The following is a 15,899-nucleotide window of genomic DNA, read 5'->3' on the forward strand; positions in this document are numbered from 1 at the left end:
ATGGCTATGTTTCTCGCTCTCGTCCTGATCATCTCGGTCCTCGGAATCGTCGGCACCTACCTCGCGTTCAGTGCGGTCTACTTCGTCGAGATGCGCAAACTCGACAAGTAAGGGGTGCGAATTGGCCTGATTCGACTATTTCTGGGCCGATCGCGACGACCCTCCCTGCGTACGCTGTTAGGGCATCCTTATCCGCTCGCAACAGTGGATGATTCATTTCTTCTGGAGGTTCGACACGCATGCCCGCTCAATCCACGCTCTTGCTTCCCGAGGGCTACTCCGACAACCGCCTCGTTTCGGACCTCACACGTCGGCAGTTCGGCTTCGGTGCCGGGATCGCCGGACTGGGCGCGTTCCTGGCGGCCTGCGGTGACAGCGGGAGCAGTTCGGGTGAAACCGAAATGCGTTCTGTGACGACACCTCTCGGTACCTACGACATTCCCGTCAATCCGAAGAGGGTTGTCGCGATCGACTCGCGGCTCGATCTGGAACCTGCTGTAGCTCTGGAACTTCCGCTCGTCGGCTACACGTACGCCCAGGCGACACCGTGGGTGCCTATCGATTCGTCGGTGCCGTTCCTGTCGGAGATCCCCAACCGCGAACAGATCTTGGCGCTCGAACCCGACCTGATCGTGTGCCTCAACTACGAGAGCGAGTGGTGGCCGGTAGCCGAGATGTCCACCATCGCACCGGTTCTGACGACCGAGTTCACCGACGACTGGCGTACAAACCTCTCGCGGCTGTCGGGCTGGCTCGGTCGAACGGCCACACTCGATCGATTGACGCTCGACTACGACAATCTGATTTCCGACATCCGCAGTCGTCATGCCGAGAAGATTGCGTCCAAAACCGTTGCCAGTGTCTCGTTCATGCCAGACACGAACACGCTGTACGTCACGAGCATCCGTACGTCCGAGAAGGGCGACAAGCCCAGCGACATGACGCTCGGCGACATCGGTGGCAAAACTGCCACCTCGGAGGGCCTTGATCCCGAAGGCGGCGTCAGCCTCGAAGGCCTCGATGTGCTGGCCGGCGTCGACGGCTTCATGATCACCGAAAACGAGGAAAGTGCCGCGTACCAGGCATTGGTGGCGAGCAAGCTGTGGCAGCGACTCCCGGCAGTGCAGGCTGGCAACGTCACCAGTCTGGGTGGCTCCACGTTCTACGGTTCGATCTACACGATTTCGTACGTGGCACAGGGTTGGGATGCCCTGTACAACAAGATCAGCTGAGGCCTCTGCCGGCCGGACCGATGAGTTTCGGTAACGTGGGCGGTCTAATCAGGTAGGCATTGACCAAACCTGAGGAGATCGACGTGCAAACAGAGCAATCCCCAGCGGTAGTGCAATCCCGCGACGGTACGACCATCGCATACGAACGCTCCGGTGCCGGACCAGCAGTGGTTCTGGTTGCCGGAGCGTTCTGCGATCGAGGATGGTTCGATTCTCTCGCTGCTGCGTTGGCGGCGGACTTCACGGTGTACTCGTACGACAGGCGCGGACGCGGGGACAGCGGTGACAGTCGCGCGTTCTCGATCGACTCCGAGGTGGAGGACTTGCGAGCGGTCGTCGCTGCCGCCGGTGAAACGCCGCTGGTCTACGGATTGTCGTCGGGTGCTGCGCTGGCTTTGGAAGCCGCTGCGCAGGCCGTTCCGATGCGTAAGCTCGCCGTCTACGAGGCGCCGTACATGGACGACGACCAGCGTGACGAGACTGCCCAAAGTGACCTGGAGCGGTTGATCGCGGCCGGCGACAGGGAAGGTGCTGTGACGCGTTTTCTGGATCTGACCGGTGCATCCCCGGAGATGGTCGACGAGATCAAGCGGAGTGCCGATTGGCCCGACATGTGCGCCATTGCGCACACCTTGCCTTACGACGTCGCCGTGTGTGATCACGGCTGTCAGTCGCTCGACTGGCTTGCCTCCATTACCGTCCCTACATTGGTCATGTACGGCGGTGACAGTGGTCAGTGGGCGCCTTCTTCGGCGACGCGAATCGCTGCAAAAGTCTCGGGGACAAAGACTTTGGAGATCCCCGGTCAGGGTCACGGCGTTGCCGACGACGCTATCGTCCCGGCTCTGCGCGAGTTCTTTTCCGGCTAATCGCTGGGCGGCGAAAACGATCGTCAACCCAGGGTTGACGTTTTCGATTGCGTCAACCTATGGTTGACGCATGAGTAAACCAGTGGAAATGACCAACAAGGTTCGACTCGACGACCTCATCGACGCGATCAAGAAGGTGCACACCGACGCGCTCGACCAACTGTCCGACGCCGTGATCGCCGCTGATCATCTCGGTGAAGTTGCAGATCACCTGATCGGCCACTTCGTCGACCAGGCGCGCAGGTCGGGAGCGTCGTGGACGGAGATCGGTGCGAGCATGGGTGTGTCGAAGCAGGCTGCGCAGAAGCGTTTTGTTCCCAAGGCGCCGAGTGATCAGAAGCCGATGGATCCGAACGAAGGGTTCAACCGGTTCACTCCCCGGGCGAAGAACGTCGTCATGGCCTCGCAGAACGAAGCCCGCGCTGCCGGTAACGCAGAGATCCAGCCCGAGCACCTGCTCCTGGGGCTTGTCGAGGAGCCTGCCGGGTTGGCTGCGAAGGCGATAGTGGCGCAGGGGGTGGAGCTCGGGTCCGTCCGAGCTGCAGTGGCCGTTGTACTCCCGGCTCCGACTTCCGAACTGCCAGAACTTATTCCGTACGACGCTCGCGCGCGCAAGGTCCTGGAACTGACGTTCCGTGAGGCTCTTCGCCTGGGCCACAACTACATCGGAACCGAGCACATCCTGCTCGCGCTGCTCGAACTCGAAGACGGATCAGGTGTTCTGACTGATCTCGGAATCTCGAAGTCGGTGGCGGAGTCGAACATCGTGGGAGTGCTGGCCGTCATTCAGGATCAGTGATTCATATGTGAATCTGATGCAGAAGAGGGCCGCACCCTTGCGGGTGCGGCCCTCTTCTTGTGTCACTGATTAGACAGCGCGCACATTGGTGGCCTGAGGACCCTTCTGGCCCTGGCCAACCTCGAACTCCACACGCTGGTTCTCGTCGAGCGACTTGTAGCCGTTGCCCGAGATTTCAGAGTAATGAACGAACACGTCCGGTGTTCCGTCGTCGGGAGCGATGAAACCAAAGCCCTTTTCGCCGTTGAACCACTTCACGATGCCCTGTGCCATACCGATACTCCCTACAAACTCGATCCGGGCCCTCACATCGAAGTCCCGATCTCGATGTGTCTATCCTCCCACGCCGCGCAAGTCGAACGGTGGGCGACGTGCAAAAGACGGTAATTCGGACGCTTTCGAGGAGGGAATGGCAACTGATCTTCGACTGATTTTCGACGCTGGAGCGACCCGATCGCCGAAGGCAGGGACTGGTGGCTCGCCCAACTGCCTGCGGTGATAGATCAGCGGGAATGTACTTGTCCGCTCGAGAACGGTCCATAGTTGTCGCTCCGATCTCTCGGAATCGCAAACGTAGGAACCCTATGGAAGATGAGGGTGGGCTAACCTCTCATTCGCTGTGCCCTCGGCGCGCGCAGCAGCCGAGAAGGAGAGTGCATACATGTACGGAACGATTTGTGAATCTACGACGTCTGAACTGGTGGACCAGCTCAGTCGCCGTGGGTTCTTCGGCGTCGGTGCGGTGGCAGCGGCCGCCATCCTTGCGGGTTGTTCGACTACGTCAGATGCCGCTGATGCCGGCGAACAACGCGAGGTGATCAATGCGCTCGGCACCACCACGATCTCGGGGAAGCCGGAAAGGATCGTTGTTGCCAGCGACTTCACGGATCTCGAATTTCTGCTCTCTCTCGGCGTTCACCCAGTCGCCTACGGCAATACGGGTGCGTGGGACCGCGGTGCACTGCCTTGGCAGAGCACCGCTGGAATAGCCGATCTCGAAAGCTTCGACACCACAGGCGAAATCAGCCCGGAAATCATCGCGCGCTACTCACCGGATCTCATCATCGGAATGAAGACCTATCTCGAACCGGCAGCCGAGAGGCTCAGCCAGATCGCGCCGGTCATCGCGCTGGACTGGACCACCTCGTGGCGTGACGGCGTCGCCACGGTCGGGCAGGCCGCTTTTGTCGACGAGGCCGCTGCTGCAGCGATCGCCCGGACCGACGCCCTGATCTCCGACACCGCCGCTTCGCTGAATGGCTTGGGTGGCAAGACGATCATGATCGGCTCGATGTACGGCGATCAGTTGTATGTGCAGGGGGATGCCAGTGCGCCCGGGGTTCTGCTGCGCGAACTCGGACTCAACTATCGCGGATACAACGCCGAGCAGATGACTGCGCTGTCGATGGAGCAGGTGGAGGTACTCGCACCCGCAGACATCTTGCTCAGCCTCGCTTCTGATCAGGAAGCGACGACGGGGTTGGAGAACTTCGCAGTTTTCCAGAACCTCCCCGCGGTGAAGGCGCGAGCCTATGCGCCGGTCGAACTTCTGCTCTCGAATGCCTTTGTCGACAATTTCGGTCCACTGAGCGCGCCGTACGCCTTGCCGCAGCTCGCCGAGGTCTTGACCGGGCTTGCGGCGGGCCAGGGAAAACAGCTCCCCTGACCTCGCTTCCGAGCCTACGGACGCAGCGTCGGCCTAGCATCGAGACATGGTGGACATAGATCTGACGGGCCGCGCCGCAGTAGTCGGCGGATCACAACCGCTGCGAGCGATACTCGAAACACCCACTACCCCCGGCCCGTGGCCGGGGGTAGTGATGATTCACGAGGCCTTCGGGCTCGAGGAGGTGATGCAGCGGCAAGCCAAGCGACTGGCCGCTGCGGGGTTCCTGACGCTCGCTGTCGACCTCTACAGCGCGGGCGGGGCGAAGCGGTGCCTCGTGCCGACCATGACGTCGATGCTTCGAGGACACGGCAAGGCGTTCACCGACATCGAAGTCGCTCGCAGTTGGCTTTTGGAATCCCCGGACTGCACCGGAAAGATCGGTGTCATCGGATTCTGCATGGGCGGCGGCTTCGCGATGGTCAGCGCCGGAGATTTCGATGCTGCCTCGGTCAACTACGGTCAGCTTCCACGCAAACTCGATGAGGCCGTGGTGGATGCGTGCCCGATCGTCGGGAGTTTCGGAGGCAAGGACTTCTCGCTCCGGGGTGCGGCAGCGAAGCTGGAGACGGCGCTCAGCAATGCCGGTATCGAGAACGACGTCAAGGAGTACCCCGCCGCCGGCCACGCGTTCCTCAACGACGCGGAGGCCGGACCCAAGGTGCTTCGTCCGTTGGAGCGCATCCTCGGAATCGGTCCCGATCCTGTTGCAGCGCAGGATGCCTGGAAGCGAATCGACTCGTTCTTCGAGCGTCACCTGGCATGATCAGCGACTGGTTCTCTCACCGCCGTTGACTGCCAATACCTGACCGGTGATCTGCCGGGCGCCCGGTGAGGCCAAGAAGTGGACGGCTGATGCGATGTCGTCCGGTGTTCCGGCGCGCTTGGTGCTGGTGGACTCGATCAGCATCGCGCGACGCTCGTCCGTCAGAAAGTCTCGGAAGAACTCGGTGTCGGCGATGTAGCCGGGGGAGACGATGTTCGCGGTGATGCCTTCGGGCCCCAGCTCGGCGGCCAGATCGATATTCCACGTCGCAACTGCGGCTTTGGCAGCGCCGTACGCGCCCGCGCCCTTGTCGGCGGCAATCGATCCGATGGTGATGACGGCACCGCCGCTGGGGATTCGATCGCGAACTGCGGCTGTAGTCAGCACTGCCGAGATGAGATTGGAGTCCAGATTCGCACGCCACCCGGCGGCCAGGGATTCCAGATCTGACGGTGCTTCGCGATCGAAGTCCGTGTTGCCACCGGCGCAGTGCACCACGACGTCGATGGTTCCCGGAAGCGAATCCTGCAGCCGCTTCAGGTCTTTCGGGTCGGAGTTGTCACACGTCAAGGCGTGAACATCGGAACCCAACTCCTCTGCGGTCTTTTCGAGTGGTTCCGTGCGTCGGCCGGTGACAAAAACTGTGTCTCCGTCTCGGGCGAACGCCGCTGCAACTGCGCGCCCGATCCCTGTTCCGCCGCCGGTTACCAGAACTGTGCGTGTCATGCCTACCTCCGTGAGCTACGTTTAGACCTATACGAAGAACGTATCATTTAGAGCTAAATGAGGTGTGCAGTGGTGGGCGACTACAACCCGGACGACGCAGTGGACGCGGTTGCGTTGGCCTGGCTTCGCGAAAGGCCGGGCACGCCCGTAGAGGGTATCGGCATTGTGACCAGGCTGTGGATGTGTGCCAAGCTGCTCGGAGAGGATCGCCGACGGGTACTCGCCTCGGCCGGTGCGGACACAGCCACGCTGGACCTACTCAGTGTCCTGCGGCGATCTGGCGAGCCGTATCAGTTGACGACTCGCCAGATCACCGAGCAGACCGGAGTCACGGCCGGTGCGATCTCGCAGCGACTCGCGCGCGCGGAGAACGCGGGTCTGGTGGAGAGGTCTTCCGCCGCGCAAGGGTCACGAATAGTGCTCGTGACCCTCACTGCCGCCGGTCACGAACTGGTGGAGCAATTGGTGGACCGAGTCCTCGGCCGTGAAGCCGAACTGACGTCGATTCTCACCGAGCAGCAGCAGGCCGAACTCACCGAACTGCTGCGTGTCTTTCTCGACGGTCTACGCGGCGAACTCGGTGACCCTGGCGTCGCGCACGTCGGGGCTTGATCAGGACAGGCGCTCGAACACTGCAGCCAGGCCCTGCCCGCCGCCGATGCACATCGTCTCGAGGCCGTAACGCGCTTCGCGACGGTCCATCTCGCGCAACAGGGTGGCCAGGATTCGTCCACCCGTGGCACCGACCGGATGGCCGAGGGAGATGCCGGAGCCGTTGGGGTTGACGCGCGGGTCGTCGGCTTCGAGCTTCCAACTCTGCAGGACTGCAAGTGCTTGTGCCGCAAAGGCTTCGTTGAGTTCGATGACATCCATGTCCGCCAAGTCAATCCGAGGCGGCCGAGTGCCTTCTCCGACGCCGGGACGGGACCGATGCCCATGGTGCGCGGGGGAACTCCGGCAACGCTCCAACTTGCCAGGCGTGCGAGGGGTCGCAGTCCGAGTGCGCGGGCTTTGTCTGCGGTGGTGACGATCGCCAGCGCTGCGCCGTCGTTCTGGCCGCTGGCATTACCTGCCGTCACGGTGGAGTCCGGGTCGATCTTTGCGCGCATGGGACGAAGGCGTGCAAGCGATTCCATCGAAGTGTCGGCCCGCGGATGCTCGTCGGTGTCGACGAGCAGGGCCTCGCCCTTGCGCTGCGGAACGGATACCGGAACGATTTCCTCGGCGAAGACGCCGTTCTTCTGTGCGGCAACGGCACGCTGATGCGACTGCACCGCGAGTGCGTCCTGATCTTCGCGACTGATGGAGAACTCGGCGCGCAGGTTCTCTGCCGTTTCGATCATTCCGCCGGGAACCGGGAAGTCGCGTCCGCCGGCTGTCACGCGGGCGCGCGCGAGACGATCGCTGAGCGCAACACCTTCACCCTTGACACCCCAACGCATTCCGGTTGCGTAGAACTCAGCCTGGCTCATCGACTCGGCACCACCCGCGAGGACCAGATCACTGCCACCGGACTGAACCTGCATGACGGCCTGGATGATTGCCTGCAATCCCGACCCGCACCGGCGATCCACCTGCATGCCGGGAACATCGACGCCCAGACCGGCGTTGAGCGCCGCGATGCGTCCGATCGCCGGAGCTTCACCGTTCGGCGAAGCCTGGCCGAGAATGACGTCGTCGATCTCCGCGCCGGAAATGCCGGTACGCGTGACGAGTTCGGCGATCAACGTCGAGGCGAGATCTTCCGGGGCTACGTCACGGAAGACACCGCCGAAGCGGCCGACAGGGGTGCGGAGCGGTTCACAGATGACAACGTCAGGCATTGGTTCTTCCTTGGGTATGCCCGGTCAGCGAGTGGCTGCCGAGTGATTGTTGGACGACTGAGTACGTCCGAGATCGACGGAGATGGCGTCCGCGGTGGCGACTGCGGCCGGAACCAGTTCACCGCGAACAGCTTCGGCGCTGTAGCGGGCGGCTTGGGTGGAGATGTTGACAGCCGCGACCACATCACCGGTTGCGTCCCGGATGGGTGCGGCGAGCGAGCGCAGACCCTCCTCGAGTTCCTGATCGACAATCGCGAATCCGTCGGCGCGAATCTTCTCGAGTTCGGCACGCAGACCGTCGGCGGTGGAGATGGTCTTGCCGGTCAGGCGGGCGAAGGACACTCGGGCGAGGTAGGCGTCTAGGGCGTCGTCCGGCAAGCCGGCGAGCAGAACCCTACCCATGGATGTGGCGTACGCGGGAAAGCGCGTGCCGATGGTGATGGAAACCGTCATGATGCGGCTGACCGGAACACGGGCCACGTACACGACGTCGTCACCGTCGAGGATCGACACGGACGTGGATTCACGGACCTTGGCGGACAAGGCTTCCAGATGCGGCCCGGCGATCTCGGGAAGGGACAGACTGGAGAGGTAGCTGTAGCCGAGTTCGAGGACACGGGGCGTCAACCAGAACACCGAACCGTCAGTACGTACGTATTCGAGTTCGACGAGCGTGAGCAGGAAGCGGCGAGCGGTCGCACGCGTGAGATCGGTGTGCCTGGCAACCTCGCTGAGGGTGCGACGCGGGTGCTCACCGTCGAAAGCCTTGATGACGGACAGTCCACGTGCCAGCGACTGCACGTAGTCCGGTGACGGGCCCGGCGCTTGCTCGCTGCTGTTCTCACTCATGTCGTCTCGTTCTCCTCAGGTTCGGCCGAGAGGTCTGCGAGTGCTTGCTTTCCCAGCGCAAAAGCCAAGTTGCTGTTCGGCACACCCGCATAAACCGCGGTATGGAGAAATACTTCCACGAGTTCGTCGGGATCGATCCCGGCACGCAGCGCAGCGCGAATGTGCATGTCGAGTTCGTGTTCGTTGCCGACGGCAGTGAGGATCGCGAGAGTGAGGAGCCTACGGGTGTGGTGATCGAGGCCGGGGCGTGACCAGATGTCGCCCCACGCCGTACGAGTGATGAAGTCCTGGAACGGGGCCGTGAATTCGGTGGCACCGGCGATGGAACGGTCGACGTGGGCGTCGCCGAGCACCTGACGTCGTACGGTCATGCCAGCCGACACCGCGGCGCTACGTTGGGCGAGCGCAGATGTGTGCGAGGCAATATGCGTTGCAAGCAGTTTGGTGACGCGCCCGGCCTGTTCGACGTTGGCGAGGTGTGCGCCGGGATCGACCACGTGCAGTACCGCATCGGCGATACCGTCGGCGATCGCGCTCAACGTCGCCGGAGGTGTCGACGGATCCTGCTCGCCCGCGACGAGGAGCGTCGGAGCGACGATGCGGGCCAGGTCGGCACGGCCGTCCCACACCGAAAGCGCCTCGCAGCAGGCGGCATAACCCTCGTCGGGTGTGGCTTCGACCATCGCGACGTGGCGGGCGACAAGCTCCGGATCGTTTTCGGCCAGTCCCGGCGTGAACCAGCGTCCGACGACGGCGGCCGCGATGGACGCGATGCCGTCCGCACGGACAGCCTGCGCACGATCGATCCACGGCTGAGCCGGGGCGAACTGCGAGGACGTGCACATCAACGTCAACGTCTCGACGCGAGTGGGGTGGTGCGCGGCGATCCATTGGCTGACAGCGCCGCCGAGGGAGAGCCCGACGAGATGTACGGACTCGAGTTCGAGCGAATCGAGGAGAGCGATGACATCGCCGGCAAGATCGGCAATGGAGTAGGGGCCCGCAGGCACCGGTGACTTGCCGTGGCCGCGATGGTCGACGGCGATGACGCGGTAGCGATTCGACAGCGCGTGAATCTGCGGCTGCCACATGGACAGATCGGATCCGAGTGAACCCAGGAGAACCACTGCCGGGGCATCGGGATTGCCGGTCTGTTGAAAGTTGAGCGCGACGCTCATCGAGATCCTCCTGTGGGGCGTTCGGCGAGGGCGCGGTCGACCAGATCGGTGGCGTGGCCCAGATAGTGTGCGGGGTCGAGTAGTTCGGCGATCTCGGTTTCGCTCAGGTGCTCTGCGATGGCGGGATCACGATCCAACCTGGTTCCGGAAGTGGCTGCCGCGGTGACGATGTCGCGTGCTCGATCAGTGTGTGCGGACAGGGCCTTGGTGACACGCTCGGCGAGAATCAGGCCACCGGTGATGTCTAGATTACGAGCCATCGACTCGGTGTGTACTTGCAGGCCGGTGAGGCTCACGGAAAGCTGGTGCGCTGCTCCGCCAGCCAGACGCAGGAGATCGGTGACGGTTTCCCACTCGGCGTGCCAGGGGCCTGCGGCGCGAGCGAATTCGTGATCCATGTTCGACAGGGCTGTGGCCACCAGTGCGGGAGTGCGTCGCGCTGCCGCGCGGGCGGTGATCGAGGCAACCGGATTCTGCTTGTGCGGCATGGCCGATGAGCCGCCCGGAGCGCTCTCGGCAACCTCGGACAGCTCGGTGGACGCCATGACGGTGATGTCGGTGGCGGGCTTGGAAACAGCGCCGGCGACGATACCGAGTGTGGTCGCGAGTTCTGCGATGGTCACGCGGTCGGTGTGCCAGGGAGTGACCTGCCTGGCCAGACCGAGTTCGTCGGCCAGCGCGTCCGCGATCCTGAGCCCGTCGGGATACAACGCAGCGAGTGTTCCTGCGGCTCCGCCGAATTGAACCGGCAACGTGGACAGCACGATTTCGAGACGAATCGCTGCGGCGTCGAGCGCGGTGAACCAACTCGATGCCAGTAGCCCGAAGGTGGTCGGAAGTGCTTGTTGTCCCAGGGTTCTCGCGACCATCGGAGTAGAGCGATGGATGCGGGCGAGGTGGGCGGCGGAATCGGCGGCGCGGGTCAGGTCGGCGAGAACCACTGTGCCCGCGCGTCGCGTCAACAGCATCAGCGCACAGTCCATGATGTCCTGACTGGTGGCGCCCGGGTGCACCACGGAGGCAGGCACACCTTCCTGTCCCACCCTTTCGCGCAGCATCTTCACCAGCGGAATGACGGGATTTCCGCCGGTGGCCGACGCGCGGCCGAGCGCCACGATGTCCAGGCCGCCCGGTTGTGAGAGTTCAGCTGCGGCGGTCGCCACCGCGGCGCAATGTTCCCCGTCGGCCAACCCGACAGTGGCCATCGCACAACTCAGTGCGGCTTCCACGTCGAGCAGCGCGGTGACCCACGCCTGGTCGGACAGGTGCTCCGATACTCGGGTGGCCCCGAACACCGGGTCGAACAGTGCGCCGCGAGTGGGCATGTGTACTCCTCTTACAGCTCGAAGAAGGGCGTCTCGACGCCGTTCGCGTCCTCGTCCTGAACATAGACCGTCCAGGAGTACCCACCGTCGACCTTGGTTGCAACCAACTTCGCGCGTTCGGTTTCGCTCAGTGAGGACAGCACCGGATCTGTTACGTGTGCGTCGGTGTCCTCGGGGAAGTACAAGCGGGTGACCAGGCGGTCGAGCATCCCTCGAGCGAAGACCGACACGTTCACGTGTGGGGCCTCGTCCGCATCCGTTTCAGTGGGCTGCGCTCCGGGCTTGACGGTGTAGACCAGTGCGGTACCGGTGGAATCTGCTGCGCTGCGGGCGAATCCGCGATAACCCGCCGGAGTGAGGTCCACTGCGCCGCGGGGATCGTCCGGATGGTTGAAGCGTCCGAGCGTATCGGCCTGCCACGTTTCGATCATCGCGTCGGCGACGGGTGTGCGGGCGCCGTCGATCACCGTGATGGCCAGCGTGATTCGTCCGGGGGCATCGGCGGGAGCGGCGTCGGGGCCGTCCGTCCAGGGGAGGCCGATGTGCCAGTACGGTCCGACGGTCTGGGAGGGCGTGACACCGAAGGGGGCAGTGGTGAAGTCGCCGGGGACGACCGGATAAGTGGGTGCGGGCTTCGCGGTGTGATCAGTCATCGTGGTCTTCCTCGTTCTCGAATACGGAGGCATTACGGCCGCGCAGGACGATGTCGAAGCGGAACCCGAGAGCCCAGTTGGGGACTGTGGCGTCGTAGTCGAAGACGCTGACCATGCGGTGACGGGCTTCTTCGGGCACTGAGTTGTAGATCGGGTCCTGGAAGAACATCGGATCTTCGGGGAAGTACATCTGCGTCACGAGGCGCTGCGTGAATGCCGTGCCGAACAGCGAGAAATGGATGTGGGCCGGTCGCCAGGCGTTGTCGTGGTTCATCCACGGGTAGGCGCCCGGCTTGATCGTGGTGAAGCTGTAGTGGCCGTTCGCGTCGGTCACGCAGCGACCGAGCCCGTTGAAGAACGGGTCCAGCGGCGCGGGCCAGTTGTCGCCGGTGTGGCGGTAGCGTCCACCGGCGTTGGCCTGCCACACCTCGAGCAGTGTGTGGGGGACCGGCTTTCCGTCGCCGTCGAGTACACGGCCGTGAACGACGATGCGCTGTCCCTGTGCTTCGCCGCCGTTGGCAATGGTCAGGTCGTTTTCGCCGGCGCCGACGCGATCTTCGCCGAATACCGGCCCGGTGAGCTCCGTGAGGCGCTGGGGGAGCAGCTTCAGCGGTTGCTTCGGGTGGCGAAGAGAAGTGGTCTTGTAGTCCGCGAAATCGGCCGGGGCGTTGACGCCAGTCGGCCGCTGGTACCTCGGCGGTAGATGCAGCATAGGGAACCTCGTCGTTCGGTTACGTGAAGTTGTTCGCAATGTGTACATGTGTTGCGCTCTGCGAACAGAATAGTTCGTAGATGTGACCCAGGCAATGCCGGGGGCGAAAAATGTTCGTGATGCGCACGGGGGTTCACAATACGTACGCACCGCGCTACTGTGATCGACATGATGGACAAAGTCATTCCCACTGCTGCCGAGGCCGTCGCCGACGTGCCGGACGGCGTCACGATCGCTGTCGGAGGTTTCGGGCTCGTCGGAGTGCCGGAAATCCTCATCGATGCGCTCCTAGAGCAGGGCGCGACATCACTCGAAACGGTGAGCAACAACTGCGGCACCGACGGGTTCGGGCTCGGAGTGCTTCTGGAGAAGGGGCGTATCCGTCGTACTGTCAGCTCGTACGTCGGCTCCAACAAGGAGTTCGCGCGTCAGTACCTTTCCGGTGAGCTGGAAGTCGAACTCACGCCGCAGGGCACGCTCGCCGAGCGCATGCGCGCCGGGGGCGCGGGCATCCCCGCGTTCTTCACCCCGGCCGGCGTCGGCACCCAGGTCGCCGACGGCGGCCTGCCACTGCGTTACGACGGCAACGGCGGCATCGCAGTTGCCAGTCCGCCCAAGGAAACTCGTGACTTCGACGGCGTCACCTACGTGATGGAGCGCGGCATCGTCGCCGACTATGCACTGGTCCATGCCTGGAAAGGTGACCGGCACGGCAACCTCGTCTACCGCGCGAGTACCCAGAACTTCAATCCGGCTGCAGCAACGTCGGGGCGCATCACCATTGCGCAGGTCGAGCACCTCGTCGAGCCGGGTGAGCTCGACCCTGCCGAGATCCACACGCCGGGCATTCACGTTCAGCGTGTTGTCCACGTCGGCCCCGTGACGGTCGGCATCGAGAATCGGACGGTACGAGCATGACTTCTGTACTACCCACCAAACTCACCCGCGAAGAGATGGCGGCCCGCGTCGCGCGAGAACTCGAGGACGGGCAGTACGTGAACCTCGGCATCGGTATGCCGACGCTGGTTCCGAACTACCTCCCGACCGACATCACCGTTGTATTGCACTCGGAGAACGGCGTTCTGGGCGTGGGGCCGTACCCGACCGAGGACGAACTCGATCCCGAGCTGATCAATGCGGGCAAGGAGACCATCACCGTTCTCCCCGGTGCGTCGTTCTTCGACTCCTCAGCGTCGTTCGGCATGATCCGCGGCGGCCAGGTCGACGTTGCCGTGCTCGGTGCCATGCAGGTCAGTGCCACCGGAGACCTCGCGAACTGGATGATCCCCGGCCACATGGTCAAAGGCATGGGCGGCGCGATGGATCTGGTCCACGGCGCAAAGCGCGTCATCGTGATGATGGAGCACGTCTCGAAGAAGGGTGAGCACAAGATCGTCGAGGAGTGCTCGCTTCCACTGACCGGTAAGGGCTGCGTCCAGCGAATCATCACCGACATGGCCGTGATCGACGTGACTGACGACGGTCTCCGCCTGGTGGAGACGGCGCCGGGCATCAGCGTCGACGACGTGGTTGCTGCCACCGGAGCGAAACTGATTCTTTGACAGTATGTTTCATCTGATGGCTCAGCCGCCGGGTCGTGACTTCCATCCGACCCGGCGGCTGTTTTACGCCCCGACGTTCTTCAGCTCGCTCTCGACCGGAATCCAGAGCTCGAACCGTGCGACGGTGAAATCGTCGTTGTATTCGGTACGCATGATCTCGGGACCAGGCACGGAGCGAAAAGGGTTGGCCGGGAACCATTCCGTGTAGATATCTCGCCACAAGTACTGCACAGATTCGATTGCCGACCCGTCGGCGGTGAACACGGCCCACGTGTGTGCGTCGACCGTCAGCACATCGAAACCCGTGGGTGAAGGTTTGCCGGTGACCACTCCCAGGTAGTAATCCAGTTCTGTACCTTCGGTTCTGGGATGCGCCAAATTGTCGACGACACTGACGATTCCTGCCGGCTCCTGATCGGACAGCTCGCGCAAACCGCGCAGCGCGACCTTGTTCACGGAGCGGGTGAAATCTTCGATCGCAGAATTGGGACCTTCGTGAACCAGTGGAACCCGGGTCTTGAATCCGACTACCGTCAGGGCAGGTTTGTCCACAAGCATGTAGTCCATCGGTGTGGCTCCTTCCAACGTCACGTGAATGACAAGTTTCGGTTGTGATTTGAGAACGGCGGGAGCGCGTTTGACCGCGCCGGGGCTCACGCCGTGAAATGCGGTGAACGCTCGTGTGAAGGCTTCCGCGGACGAGTAGCCGTACTTCACGGCGGTCTCCAACACTCCTGATCTGCTGACGGACAACTCGGCACCGGCCAGGGTGAGTCGACGTCGACGGATGTATTCGGATACGGGAATGCCGGCCAGGGCCGAGAACATCCGCCGAAAGTGATACTCCGAGGTGGTTGCCAGCCTTGCCATCTCGGCTGTGTCGATCTCGCCGCTCAGATTGCTTTCGATGTAGTCGAGCGCGCGGTTCAGTCCGTCGATCATCGTGTCTTCCTGTTCACGGGTTTCACGCTACGCAGATCACTTGGTCCGTACCCGACTATCCGTGCCCGAAAAAGTAGGGCAGGAAATGCATCTGGACAACTCAGTTAATCATCATTATCTTGAATCGAACATCGATGGTTGACCAGGAGGCACAGTGAGCACCCGTTTTCCGCAGGCTGAATTGACCGAGGTGCCCGAGGACATCGCCGCCAGGATTCTCGAGATCCAGGAGAAGTCAGGGTTCGTGCCCAACGTCTTCCTGATGTTCGCTCGGCGGCCAGCCGAGTTCCGGGCATTCTTCGCATACCACGACGCGATCATGCTCAAGGAAGATTCCGCACTCACCAAGGGCGATCGAGAAATGATCGTCACCACGATCTCTGCGGCCAACAAATGTACGTACTGCGTTGTCGCGCACGGCGCGATTCTGCGTATCTACGAGAAGAAGCCGCTGGTTGCCGACCAGGTTGCGGTCAACTATCGCACCGCAGAGATCTCCGATCGTCAGCGCGCGATGCTCGACTTCGCCACCAAGGTGAACTCCGTCTCGCACGAAATCGCCGACGTCGACTTCGACACCCTCCGTGTGCACGGCTTCGGCGACGAGGACGCGTGGGACATCGCCGCGATCACTGCATTCTTCGGGCTGAGCAATCGCATGGCGAGCTTCTCCGGCATGCTGCCCAATCCGGAGTTCTACCTGATGGGGCGCGTTCCGCGGTCCTGATTCCTGCGACTCGAACATAAGCTTTCAATTTTTCGGACCGACCGGTCGTAACGTCTGGAACTCAGCCGAC

17 protein-coding genes and 1 pseudogene are annotated in these 15,899 nt (G+C 62.8%); 9 read left to right on the forward strand and 9 right to left on the reverse strand.

The features are described 5' to 3' along the window. Positions 1 to 239 precede the first annotated feature (239 nt). From AC3WQS_RS00385 to AC3WQS_RS00395, 3 genes are all read left to right on the forward strand, one after another. Positions 240 to 1,232 (forward strand): ABC transporter substrate-binding protein, encoded by a 993-nt coding sequence (locus AC3WQS_RS00385; RefSeq protein ID WP_113682624.1) that lies wholly within the window; start codon positions 240 to 242, stop codon positions 1,230 to 1,232. A gap of 83 nt (positions 1,233 to 1,315) precedes the next feature. After that, the gene (locus AC3WQS_RS00390) at positions 1,316 to 2,101 is read left to right on the forward strand and encodes an alpha/beta fold hydrolase (RefSeq protein ID WP_113682880.1); all 786 of its coding nucleotides are present in this window, start codon (positions 1,316 to 1,318) and stop codon (positions 2,099 to 2,101) included. A 70-nt stretch (positions 2,102 to 2,171) separates the two neighbouring features. After that, positions 2,172 to 2,900 (forward strand): Clp protease N-terminal domain-containing protein, encoded by a 729-nt coding sequence (locus AC3WQS_RS00395; RefSeq protein ID WP_031333815.1) that lies wholly within the window; start codon positions 2,172 to 2,174, stop codon positions 2,898 to 2,900. Positions 2,901 to 2,969: 69 nt separating this feature from the next. Here AC3WQS_RS00395 and AC3WQS_RS00400 read toward each other — a convergent pair whose 3' ends face one another. Beyond that, on the reverse strand, positions 2,970 to 3,173 hold the full coding sequence (locus tag AC3WQS_RS00400; protein ID WP_003939930.1) for a cold-shock protein: 204 nt from the start codon (positions 3,171 to 3,173) through the stop codon (positions 2,970 to 2,972). Between the two features lie 388 nt (positions 3,174 to 3,561). On the opposite strand from AC3WQS_RS00400, the gene AC3WQS_RS00405 reads away from it, so the two are divergent. After that, positions 3,562 to 4,566 carry an ABC transporter substrate-binding protein gene (locus AC3WQS_RS00405; protein WP_113682879.1) on the forward strand — a complete coding sequence of 335 codons (1,005 nt, stop codon included), beginning with the start codon at positions 3,562 to 3,564 and terminating at the stop codon, positions 4,564 to 4,566. A gap of 46 nt (positions 4,567 to 4,612) precedes the next feature. Beyond that, positions 4,613 to 5,332 carry a dienelactone hydrolase family protein gene (locus tag AC3WQS_RS00410; protein WP_070385191.1) on the forward strand — a complete coding sequence of 240 codons (720 nt, stop codon included), beginning with the start codon at positions 4,613 to 4,615 and terminating at the stop codon, positions 5,330 to 5,332. On the opposite strand, the gene AC3WQS_RS00415 is transcribed toward AC3WQS_RS00410, so the two are convergent. Further along, complete coding sequence (locus AC3WQS_RS00415) at positions 5,333 to 6,058, reverse strand: SDR family NAD(P)-dependent oxidoreductase (protein WP_020909286.1); 726 nt, start codon at positions 6,056 to 6,058, stop codon at positions 5,333 to 5,335. It lies immediately after the preceding gene. Between the two features lie 72 nt (positions 6,059 to 6,130). Here AC3WQS_RS00415 and AC3WQS_RS00420 point away from each other — a divergent pair, with 72 nt between their 5' ends. Further along, entirely contained in the window at positions 6,131 to 6,670 is a 540-nt protein-coding gene (locus AC3WQS_RS00420) for a MarR family winged helix-turn-helix transcriptional regulator (protein ID WP_257209801.1), read from the forward strand. Here the strand turns inward: AC3WQS_RS00420 and AC3WQS_RS00425 are convergent. From AC3WQS_RS00425 to pcaH, 6 genes and pseudogenes are all read right to left on the reverse strand, one after another. Continuing rightward, a pseudogene (locus AC3WQS_RS00425) lies at positions 6,671 to 7,881 on the reverse strand (acetyl-CoA C-acetyltransferase). It abuts the gene before it with no gap. Positions 7,882 to 7,905: 24 nt separating this feature from the next. Beyond that, positions 7,906 to 8,730 (reverse strand): IclR family transcriptional regulator domain-containing protein, encoded by an 825-nt coding sequence (locus AC3WQS_RS00430; protein ID WP_007730008.1) that lies wholly within the window; start codon positions 8,728 to 8,730, stop codon positions 7,906 to 7,908. Next, positions 8,727 to 9,908: a bifunctional 3-oxoadipate enol-lactonase/4-carboxymuconolactone decarboxylase PcaDC gene (pcaDC, locus tag AC3WQS_RS00435; protein ID WP_134998892.1), complete on the reverse strand. Its 1,182-nt coding sequence runs from the start codon at positions 9,906 to 9,908 to the stop codon at positions 8,727 to 8,729. The genes AC3WQS_RS00430 and pcaDC overlap by 4 nt, the downstream gene beginning before the upstream one ends. Beyond that, entirely contained in the window at positions 9,905 to 11,233 is a 1,329-nt protein-coding gene (gene pcaB / locus AC3WQS_RS00440; protein WP_445386857.1) for a 3-carboxy-cis,cis-muconate cycloisomerase, read from the reverse strand. Before pcaB ends, pcaDC begins: the two co-directional genes overlap by 4 nt. A gap of 11 nt (positions 11,234 to 11,244) precedes the next feature. Then, entirely contained in the window at positions 11,245 to 11,886 is a 642-nt protein-coding gene (gene pcaG, locus AC3WQS_RS00445; RefSeq protein ID WP_042953044.1) for a protocatechuate 3,4-dioxygenase subunit alpha, read from the reverse strand. Then, complete coding sequence (pcaH, locus tag AC3WQS_RS00450) at positions 11,879 to 12,598, reverse strand: protocatechuate 3,4-dioxygenase subunit beta (RefSeq protein ID WP_046379373.1); 720 nt, start codon at positions 12,596 to 12,598, stop codon at positions 11,879 to 11,881. Before pcaH ends, pcaG begins: the two co-directional genes overlap by 8 nt. 171 nt (positions 12,599 to 12,769) lie before the next feature. Here pcaH and AC3WQS_RS00455 point away from each other — a divergent pair, with 171 nt between their 5' ends. Continuing rightward, a complete protein-coding gene (locus AC3WQS_RS00455; protein ID WP_007730016.1) occupies positions 12,770 to 13,516 on the forward strand; it encodes a CoA transferase subunit A in 747 nt (248 codons plus the stop codon). Next, on the forward strand, positions 13,513 to 14,160 hold the full coding sequence (locus tag AC3WQS_RS00460; RefSeq protein WP_019745502.1) for a CoA transferase subunit B: 648 nt from the start codon (positions 13,513 to 13,515) through the stop codon (positions 14,158 to 14,160). Before AC3WQS_RS00455 ends, AC3WQS_RS00460 begins: the two co-directional genes overlap by 4 nt. A gap of 63 nt (positions 14,161 to 14,223) precedes the next feature. Here AC3WQS_RS00460 and AC3WQS_RS00465 read toward each other — a convergent pair whose 3' ends face one another. Beyond that, positions 14,224 to 15,102 (reverse strand): AraC family transcriptional regulator, encoded by an 879-nt coding sequence (locus AC3WQS_RS00465; protein ID WP_492712813.1) that lies wholly within the window; start codon positions 15,100 to 15,102, stop codon positions 14,224 to 14,226. Positions 15,103 to 15,256: 154 nt separating this feature from the next. Here AC3WQS_RS00465 and AC3WQS_RS00470 point away from each other — a divergent pair, with 154 nt between their 5' ends. Next, positions 15,257 to 15,829 (forward strand): peroxidase-related enzyme, encoded by a 573-nt coding sequence (locus AC3WQS_RS00470; RefSeq protein WP_428689483.1) that lies wholly within the window; start codon positions 15,257 to 15,259, stop codon positions 15,827 to 15,829. Positions 15,830 to 15,899: the final 70 nt, after the last annotated feature.

Source organism: Rhodococcus sp. FW305-130 (genome assembly GCF_058788335.1).

Coding starts and splice junctions, on each gene's coding strand:
- AC3WQS_RS00430 (WP_007730008.1), bottom strand. CDS start 8,730: ATGAGTGAGAACAGCAGCGAGCAAGCGCCGGGCCCGTCACCGGACTAC.
- AC3WQS_RS00410 (WP_070385191.1), top strand. CDS start 4,613: ATGGTGGACATAGATCTGACGGGCCGCGCCGCAGTAGTCGGCGGATCA.
- AC3WQS_RS00400 (WP_003939930.1), bottom strand. CDS start 3,173: ATGGCACAGGGCATCGTGAAGTGGTTCAACGGCGAAAAGGGCTTTGGT.
- AC3WQS_RS00455 (WP_007730016.1), top strand. CDS start 12,770: ATGGACAAAGTCATTCCCACTGCTGCCGAGGCCGTCGCCGACGTGCCG.
- AC3WQS_RS00385 (WP_113682624.1), top strand. CDS start 240: ATGCCCGCTCAATCCACGCTCTTGCTTCCCGAGGGCTACTCCGACAAC.
- AC3WQS_RS00395 (WP_031333815.1), top strand. CDS start 2,172: ATGAGTAAACCAGTGGAAATGACCAACAAGGTTCGACTCGACGACCTC.
- AC3WQS_RS00405 (WP_113682879.1), top strand. CDS start 3,562: ATGTACGGAACGATTTGTGAATCTACGACGTCTGAACTGGTGGACCAG.
- pcaG (WP_042953044.1), bottom strand. CDS start 11,886: ATGACTGATCACACCGCGAAGCCCGCACCCACTTATCCGGTCGTCCCC.
- pcaDC (WP_134998892.1), bottom strand. CDS start 9,908: ATGAGCGTCGCGCTCAACTTTCAACAGACCGGCAATCCCGATGCCCCG.
- AC3WQS_RS00465 (WP_492712813.1), bottom strand. CDS start 15,102: ATGATCGACGGACTGAACCGCGCGCTCGACTACATCGAAAGCAATCTG.
- AC3WQS_RS00415 (WP_020909286.1), bottom strand. CDS start 6,058: ATGACACGCACAGTTCTGGTAACCGGCGGCGGAACAGGGATCGGGCGC.
- pcaH (WP_046379373.1), bottom strand. CDS start 12,598: ATGCTGCATCTACCGCCGAGGTACCAGCGGCCGACTGGCGTCAACGCC.
- AC3WQS_RS00460 (WP_019745502.1), top strand. CDS start 13,513: ATGACTTCTGTACTACCCACCAAACTCACCCGCGAAGAGATGGCGGCC.
- pcaB (WP_445386857.1), bottom strand. CDS start 11,233: ATGCCCACTCGCGGCGCACTGTTCGACCCGGTGTTCGGGGCCACCCGA.